Origin of the sequence: Staphylococcus coagulans (genome assembly GCF_002901995.1) — a bacterium.
Lineage (GTDB): Bacteria > Bacillota > Bacilli > Staphylococcales > Staphylococcaceae > Staphylococcus > Staphylococcus coagulans.
In genome coordinates, this window is record NZ_PPQN01000028.1 from 37,841 (window position 1) to 44,291 (window position 6,451).

Annotated in this window: 9 protein-coding genes; 4 read left to right on the forward strand and 5 right to left on the reverse strand. The window is 34.6% G+C overall.

Annotated elements, in window-relative coordinates:
* Positions 1 to 47: 47 nt before the first annotated feature.
* Entirely contained in the window at positions 48 to 575 is a 528-nt protein-coding gene (locus CD118_RS07105) for a hypothetical protein (RefSeq protein WP_103356465.1), read from the reverse strand.
* A gap of 201 nt (positions 576 to 776) precedes the next feature.
* Here CD118_RS07105 and CD118_RS07110 point away from each other — a divergent pair, with 201 nt between their 5' ends.
* The 3 genes from CD118_RS07110 to CD118_RS07120 all read left to right on the forward strand — a co-directional run bounded on the left by CD118_RS07110 (position 777) and on the right by CD118_RS07120 (position 2,476).
* Entirely contained in the window at positions 777 to 1,712 is a 936-nt protein-coding gene (locus CD118_RS07110; protein WP_050345270.1) for a bile acid:sodium symporter family protein, read from the forward strand.
* 177 nt (positions 1,713 to 1,889) lie between these two features.
* Positions 1,890 to 2,165: a hypothetical protein gene (locus CD118_RS07115; protein ID WP_050330140.1), complete on the forward strand. Its 276-nt coding sequence runs from the start codon at positions 1,890 to 1,892 to the stop codon at positions 2,163 to 2,165.
* Positions 2,166 to 2,284: 119 nt separating this feature from the next.
* On the forward strand, positions 2,285 to 2,476 hold the full coding sequence (locus CD118_RS07120; protein ID WP_050345271.1) for a hypothetical protein: 192 nt from the start codon (positions 2,285 to 2,287) through the stop codon (positions 2,474 to 2,476).
* Positions 2,477 to 2,644: 168 nt separating this feature from the next.
* On the opposite strand, the gene CD118_RS07125 is transcribed toward CD118_RS07120, so the two are convergent.
* From CD118_RS07125 to CD118_RS07135, 3 genes are all read right to left on the reverse strand, one after another.
* Entirely contained in the window at positions 2,645 to 2,827 is a 183-nt protein-coding gene (locus tag CD118_RS07125; RefSeq protein WP_050330143.1) for a hypothetical protein, read from the reverse strand.
* 1 nt (position 2,828) lies between these two features.
* Entirely contained in the window at positions 2,829 to 3,167 is a 339-nt protein-coding gene (locus CD118_RS07130) for a hypothetical protein (protein WP_103356466.1), read from the reverse strand.
* Between the two features lie 203 nt (positions 3,168 to 3,370).
* The gene (locus tag CD118_RS07135) at positions 3,371 to 4,222 is read right to left on the reverse strand and encodes a formate/nitrite transporter family protein (protein WP_103356467.1); all 852 of its coding nucleotides are present in this window, start codon (positions 4,220 to 4,222) and stop codon (positions 3,371 to 3,373) included.
* 319 nt (positions 4,223 to 4,541) lie between these two features.
* On the opposite strand from CD118_RS07135, the gene CD118_RS07140 reads away from it, so the two are divergent.
* Positions 4,542 to 5,930 carry an amino acid permease gene (locus tag CD118_RS07140; protein ID WP_060830497.1) on the forward strand — a complete coding sequence of 463 codons (1,389 nt, stop codon included), beginning with the start codon at positions 4,542 to 4,544 and terminating at the stop codon, positions 5,928 to 5,930.
* A 105-nt stretch (positions 5,931 to 6,035) separates the two neighbouring features.
* Here CD118_RS07140 and CD118_RS07145 read toward each other — a convergent pair.
* On the reverse strand, positions 6,036 to 6,451 hold a 416-nt coding region (locus CD118_RS07145), incomplete at its 5' end, for a hypothetical protein (RefSeq protein ID WP_206167714.1).

Here is a 6,451-nt window from a genome sequence, read left to right on the forward strand (position 1 = left end):
TGTTTAATGTGCGTAGGTCTATATTGAGTGCATAGAATTGTATCGCTCTATGAAATACGCGATTGACGATAACAACGAGCAGGCGCACTTGCTTGACAAATATCAATATGACGCGTTGCTAACGTAGCAATGAGTTGACATAGTACTTCTGGCGTTGTTGTGACTTTCAATTTGTCTTTTGCAAAGCTATAGTGAATACGCTTGTTTTGAAAAACATTTAAAATATCTATGACTTTATCTTTAATAAAAGGATCATTCAATCCATCAATTTGTATTTCAAATCGATTTTCTTCACGAGGTCGGATTTGAAGTGGCTCCATTGATTCGAGTAATGACAAAGGCACGATTTGATAGATACGATAATGGTGAAAGCTGATAAAACTGATGACATAAGGAAGTGCACGCTTAGGAATTTGAATCTTAAGCATGTGCTTTTGTTGATGTTTAGTCCATTCAGCATGAATAACAACCTGGAGGTTAACTTGGCGTAATAATTTCAACAATTTACGTCGTGCCATACGATGGTTCATTTGATCTATATTTAAAATAAAAGTTTCTAGTTTATCAATTATCATTGCAATTCCTCATTTAAATTTTTCTTACACCTATTGTAGCATGATAAATTTTTGAAATCAGTAAGACTATAGATGTAAAAATAAAATGTGTTGGACGATATTGAATGGTTGTTTTAGTTGAATAAGTGTAAAAAAGAGGTTGTAGACCATCTATAATTATGCTAATATTCAGATTATTAAAACAATTAAGGAGTGAAGCCTATGTTACAACGTATTGGCCAATTTGCATCTCGAACTTTTTTATTTTGGATGTTACTGGCAAGTCTACTCGCATTTTTTGTTCCCAGTATTTTTATAGGTTTTGGAGGCATCATTCCTTATTTATTAGGTGTTGTTATGTTAGGGATGGGATTGACCGTTAGTCTGGATGACTTTAAGCTCATTTTAAAAGAGCCTAAGCCCGTGATTATCGGTGTTTTTTTACAGTACACAATTATGCCATTTGCTGCATACGCCGTTGTAAAATTATTTCATCTACCCGCAGATATCGCCATCGGTGTGTTACTCGTCGGCTGTTGTCCAGGAGGAACATCGAGCAATGTTGTCAGTTATCTTGCTAAAGGCAATGTGTCGTTATCCGTTACGATTACTTCAATCTCAACAATTTTAGCGGCTATTTTAACCCCTGTTCTTATGTTTCTACTTGCTCGAGAATGGATGAATGTTTCATTACTTGCAATGTTTCTTTCAGTTGTAAAAGTTGTCTTATTCCCATTGCTTTTAGGTATTCTTATTCAAAAATATATGAAGCGTGTTGCACACGTAGGGACTGACATTTTACCTCTTATTTCTGTTGTTGCGATCTCTATTATTTTAGGTGCGGTTGTTGCTTCTAGTAAAGCTCTGATTGTGGAAACAGGGCTACTTATTTTTGTTGTCGTCATCTTACATAATGTGCTCGGTTATACAATTGGTTATGTTTTAGCACATCTTTTTAAACTTAATTATAAAGATAAAAAGACTGTAGCAATAGAAGTCGGGATGCAAAATTCTGGATTAGCTGCCTCACTTGCAACGGTTCATTTTAATCCATTAGCTGCAGTACCAGGAGCGGTATTTAGTTTTATTCATTTAGTCACGGGCCCATTACTTGCACGTTATTGGGCGGCAAGAACAAAGGAAGATTTGGAGTTATAAATCGGGTTGAAGCCTTGTATCAACTATAAAAAAGATATCCAACAATGCAACGGATCAGAGCAAAACTTTTTTAGCTTAGCAATAACTTTAGTAAAGTATATTTTACTTTTTTGTTAGGTTGTGCGAAAATATGATTTGAATATATCGAAAAGTAGTGCTAGGAAAGGTTGTGAAACGATGGTCAAAGTCCTTCAAAATTATTTTATAACGCTCACTGTATTATTAATGATGTTGTTATTATCTGTTGGGTTTATTGCTCAGTTTCAAAATGGCTTCGTGTTGGTCTTATCAATGACAGTGACATTAACAGTGATCAATTTTGCGATTGAGTCATGGTTGCTTAGAGCAGCTTTACCACCAGCAAAAGTACATTTGATTCAGTCTCTTGTGTTTCCTTTGTCCATCGTTATCATGGGAATCATTTCTTTTATCGTTTTACCTGCCGTCTCTTAAGAAAATAAGGGCGGCTCGTTTTTTAGTTAAACGATATAGGCTAAGGAAACAATAGCATGGTAAGATAAGAACGGACATTGATATCGTGCTAAAACGATAGCGATACAGGAGTGTAAAGAATGAGTTTAGAGGGAATTTTGTTTTTTATAGTTGGACCACTCATTATATTAGTAGGTAACTTGGTACTTGCACCACGTTTTCAAAAGCATATTCCGATGCGTGTTCATGTGCTTTCAGGTATCGTCGGTCTTATTATTTATGCTGTATTTGCCGCTGTAATCTACTATTTCTTTTTACAAGGGAAAATTTAATAATGATTTAAAACTATCTGAGTCAAATGGCTCAGTTATATGTGAACCCGAGCCTTTCATGATTTGATGAAAAGCTCGGGTTTAATAATATGCGATGATATTAAAATTATTGTTGTTGTCATTTTATTTTCTGTTTTGAAGCGTTTCAAACAGTGTCCAACTGATGCGTTAAGTCAATAAAATGATAGCTGTAATAATTAATACTAATAGTATAGCGTCCACACCGACCATTAATTGGTAACGTGTATTTGGATTACCTTCTTTAGATGTTTTGTAAAGCATGTATACATTTGGTACAAAGCTCAATAGCAAAATGCCAATAATAATAAATCCAATCGTTTGTGTCGACATCTCAATCTCTCCTTTGCATACGATAACGAATCCATCCAACCACAATACCCAACACAATACCTGTCAAACAGCCAATGAGCGGCTGATTAAAAAGAATGCCTGCTAAGAGTCCAATAATGAGCCCAATCAGTAAAGGAGGACCAAAAAGTTGTTTTCGTTCATCTGAACTTAAAATACTGAATGTCAAAATATATAAGACTGCGAATACGACAGCAACCATGATAGATTTAGTTGCTAATGCTATGGGCGAAACGCCATATTGATTTACATTGATGCCAAAGAAAAAAACGCCTAAAAGTAAAGCGATAATCAGTCCCTTGATGATGCGTGCTTTGTCCATAATCTAACTCCTTGTGCAATGAATTGATACCATTATAACACGAAAAGTTTTGAACGTCGGCTCGCTTGAAGGCCATTCAGTATTGTTCGAGTCAAGGGGGCGACTCACGTTTTAAGAGATAAAATCAATATCACTGATATGTTATAGGACACGAATGGATTAAAGTATTGAAACCAGTTGTGAGACTAGGCTTATAGCTTCCTTTATTTGATATTGTCATTCACTTGTTGATTTTTAATCACTTTAAATTGGCCATGATCATTTAAATAGGCATAGAATAGTCCAATAATCAAACCACCGCCGATATAATTACCAATAAAGGCAGCAACTAAGTTTTTTAATACATGAAAAATATGAAATGCCTCTGTTTGATAAATAAAGCTAGCAACGAAAAGACACGCATTGTAAACAACGTGTTCGTAACCCATAAAAGCGAAAATCGTTACACCAAACATCATGACAAACATTTTAGCCATAACATCTTCAATTTGCATTGCAATGACAAGTGATATATTAATAAAAAAGTTGGCGAAAATAGCACGAACCAAAATGTTTTGAAAACTGTATTGAATGGATTTAACTTGAACCGTATGATTGAGCATTTCAAGCATTTCAACTGTCATGACATCTGTCAGTGAAATTAAGCCAAATAACACAATCGCTCCTAAAATATTTCCTAGGAAACAAAGGAAAAAGATTTTTAACACACGCGAAGGTCGAATAAGACGGTAATACAGACCAACTGTAAAATACATAAAATTACTCGTTAATAACTCAGAATTTGTAAATAGAATTAAAACAAGGGCGAAACTAAAGGTAATGGCACCTGCCATATTGACTACACCAGGTGCGACATCGGGTGCAAAAGTTGTTTTTACCATTAAAACGAATACTGCAATAATACTAATAATAAATCCTGCCATCATAGCTCTTAATAAATAGCGCCTCAGATAAAAGCTTTGTAAAATATCTTTCTTTTGAATCGTGTCAATGATGTTTGACACCCCCTTGCGACCGTAGAAGATTGTATCCCATTTTATGTTTGTTTCTTTCATGTGTTAGAAATTCCTTTCTTCAATTTTCTACCATAGTATAAACATTTCACAACAAAATGTGAATACATTCACAATTAGGGGTTGTGTCAATATTTCAACAACTTTTACAATTCGAAAATATGCGAACAGATATGTTTGTAAATTGAGTTATATTTCAAACTTCAATTTATTGAAATATTTTTTAAACTAATATATTTCTTCAAAACAAAGATAAATAGGGTGATAATTTTTTCTCCACAGCAATCTCAAGTGTAGTATAATAGCGACATGCACGGTGCAACATCATTTTATGAGTAGGGGTTAAAAGGAGATGGAAGCAATGGAAGAAAACCAGTTACACAGAGGTCTGAGTTCACGACAGATTCAAATGATTGCGCTAGGTGGTACAATTGGCGTCGGATTATTTATGGGTGCTTCGAGCACAATTGCTTGGACGGGGCCATCTGTTATTTTTGCATATTTACTTGCGGGATTATTTTTATTTTTAATTATGCGTGCAATGGGTGAGATGGTCTATTTAGATCCATCTACCGGATCATTTGCCAATTATGCAACAGATTACATACATCCAGTTGCAGGTTACGTCACTGCATGGGCGAATATCTTTCAATGGATAGTAGTTGGTATGTCTGAAGTAATTGCGGTCGGTGAATATATGAAGTTTTGGTGGCCGGAATTACCATCATGGATTCCAGGTATCATTGTAATTGTTATTTTAACTTTAGCGAATGCTATATCTGTAAAAGCATTTGGCGAGTTTGAATTTTGGTTTGCTATGATTAAAATCGTCACAATTATATTAATGATTATTGCCGGATTTGGATTGATTTTCTTCGGATTAGGGAACGGAGGACATCCAATCGGTTTAAGTAATTTAACTGCACACGGTGGCTTTATGCCAAATGGTTGGTTAGGTTTCTTCTTTGCATTATCAATTGTTATCGGTTCTTATCAAGGGGTTGAATTAATCGGTATTACAGCGGGAGAAACGAAAGATCCACAAAAGAATATTAAAAAGGCTGTCAACGGCGTCATTTGGCGTATTTTAATTTTCTATATCGGTGCTATTTTTGTGATTGTCACTGTGTATCCTTGGAACGAGTTACATGATATTGGTAGTCCATTTGTCGCAACATTTGCAAAAGTAGGGATTACAATTGCAGCAGGGTTAATCAACTTTGTCGTTATTACGGCTGCGATGTCAGGATGTAATTCAGGTATTTTTAGCTCAAGTCGAATGATTTTTACACTTGCACAACATCGACAACTACCAGCGATTTTTACAAAAGTTATGAGAAATGGTGTGCCTTTCTACACGGTATTAGCCGTTTCTACGGGGATACTCATCGGTGTCATTTTAAATGTTGTATTGCCTATGATTATTGAAGGATCAGAAAGTATTTTTGTATATGTTTATAGTGCTTCAATCTTACCAGGTATGATTCCATGGTTTATGATTTTATTGAGCCATATACAATTTAGAAAGAAATATCCAGAAAAAATCGAAAATCATCCTTTTAAAATGCCGTTCGCACCTGTAAGTAACTATTTGACAATCGCATTCTTATTAATGGTATTAGTAGGTATGGTAATTAATGATGAAACACGTGTATCTGTGATTATCGGTTTCTTGTTCTTAGGATTTATGGCTGTATTTTTCTTTTTACGCGGTCATCATAAACGCGATAAAGAAGAATTAAAATTGTAAGAGTGAGATAGATATTATAATCAAATGTTCAACTCGGTATCCATACTGAGTTCTTGTATAGAAGTGAGTTCTTTTAAAAAGGTCTCGCTTCTTTTTTTAATGGGGTTAATAATCACAATGTGAGATATTAAAATGGGCTGCGGCTTGATTAATCACGTGGAGGTAACCGTTATTAACGCGTCTTTGACTGCCAAAATCGATAAGAACGAGTGGATTATGGTAGAGATTGTGTAAACATGCATAATATATCTCATAACTATATGTTGTCGGTAAGATGATATCATCAGGATGAGGGAGGCTTTCAAATAAGCGTGTTACTTTATTTTGAAGAGCTGTTAATAAGACGTTAGCTTCGTCTAAATCTTTTTGATAGACAAGGTCAAAATTTAAAACTATTTTTTGCAATGCTACAAGATTTTTAAACGCTTGCATACTATTTGGTATATCCTTTTGAATCATAGTTGCCTTCCTTTCATTAAATATTATATAGTATAACATAATGCTAATGATTTTATTATGAC